At 45.8% G+C, this 1,603-nt stretch carries 2 protein-coding genes; both read left to right on the top strand.

What is annotated here, in order from left to right:
• Window positions 1-6 precede the first annotated feature (6 nt).
• Window positions 7-846: a DNA cytosine methyltransferase gene (locus tag LI114_RS13405; protein WP_227221084.1), complete on the top strand. Its 840-nt coding sequence runs from the start codon at window positions 7-9 to the stop codon at window positions 844-846.
• On the top strand, window positions 839-1,603 hold a 765-nt coding region (locus LI114_RS13400), incomplete at its 3' end, for a phage antirepressor KilAC domain-containing protein (protein WP_227221083.1). The genes LI114_RS13405 and LI114_RS13400, both read left to right, overlap by 8 nt.

Raw genomic sequence — 1,603 nt, 5'->3', positions numbered from 1 at the left:
TGGCAGGTGCTTAACAGCGCAAATTTTAGAGTCGCCCAATCCCGAAAAAGAGTGTATATTATCGGATTTCATAGAGAAAAGTGTTCCGGAAAAGTATTGTCTTTCACAGATGCAAATCCAAAAACTCTTGTCAAAAGAATTTCAGGCAGAGAGGGCAACAGAGTATATTCAGCCGACGGACTGAGCATAACCCTTACAAGTCAGGCTGGCGGTTTCGGAGGAAAAACAGGCCTTTATGAGATAATCGGCCTGCCGATAAAATCAAAAACTAAGTCGGGCTATCAGATCGCTCTGCCCGGCGACAGTATTGATCTCGCCTACCCTAACATTAATTCAAGACGAGGACGTGTAGGTCACGATGTAGCACACACGCTGACAACAAGCTGTAATCAGGGATATTACGCTATGTGTATCGATATGAATCCCGAACCGAAAGTTACAGAGCTTGCGAGGTGCATAACGTCAAGGCAGGACAGCGGTATAGGTCACCATAAAGGAGAAAAGTCGGGGGTGATCGTGATTAGCGATCCGATTGCGGTGCTTACTCCCGAAAAGGAGAAAGTTCGTCAGCAAGGGCGAAGATTTAAACTCCCAAACGAACCGATGTTTACGATAACTGTCACCGATAAACACGGGGTGATCTACTGCGGATATATCCGCAGGCTCATGCCTTTGGAATGCTGGCGTTTGCAGGGGTTTACAGACGAGCAGTTCAACAAGGTGGCGGCAACCGGAATGTCCGACGCACAGCTTTACAAGCAGGCAGGAAATGCCGTTACTACGAATGTTATTGAGGCTCTTGCAAGGTTTATTTTAGAAATTGACAAGGAGAATGCAAATGAATAATATGATAAAGATATTTGAAAATGAGGAATTTGGTTCGCTCAGAATTTTAAAGGAAGATAACGGCAGAATCATGTTCTGCGGCAAGGATGTGGCTTCTGCATTGGGCTACAGCAACACAAAGGACGCAATAAGGCGGCATTGCAGGTGGGGCGTGAAACACGACCTACCTCATCCGCAGTCCCCAAGCAAGACCATTAAGATGATTTTTATTCCTGAGGGCGATGTTTACAGACTTGTCGCACACAGCAAACTGCCAAGAGCTGCGGAATTTGAGTCGTGGATATTTGATAAGATCCTGCCTCAAATCAATCAAACAGGCGGCTACGTAGCTAACGAAGATATGTTTATCGATAACTATCTCCCATTCCTCGACGAGCCGTATCAGAATCTTTTCCGTCTGCAGATGATGGCGATAAATCAGCTCAACGAGCGTATCCGCCACGACGAACCGTTGGTGGAGTTTGCGGAACAGGTTTCTGATACAACCAATCTCATTGACATGAACGCTATGGCGAAGCTTGCGAGAGCCGAAAATATCCCTGTCGGCAGAAACAGGCTCTATAGTTGGCTGAAAGGAAAAGGCGTGCTTATGGCAAACAATCTCCCCTATCAGACTTTTATCGACTGCGGATATTTTGCTGTTAAGGAGTCGGTTTTTGAAACTCCGACTATGACAAAGACCTATCAGCAGACGTTTGTTACGGGAAAAGGTCAGCTTTTTATCATAGGTCTGCTGAGAAAATATTACGGAAAGGAG

This window comes from Ruminococcus sp. 210702-SL.1.03 (genome assembly GCF_020559915.1).
Lineage (GTDB): Bacteria > Bacillota > Clostridia > Oscillospirales > Ruminococcaceae > YE71.
The sequence above is the reverse complement of the archived record's forward strand: the minus strand, read 5'-3'. Positions and strand labels throughout refer to the sequence as shown.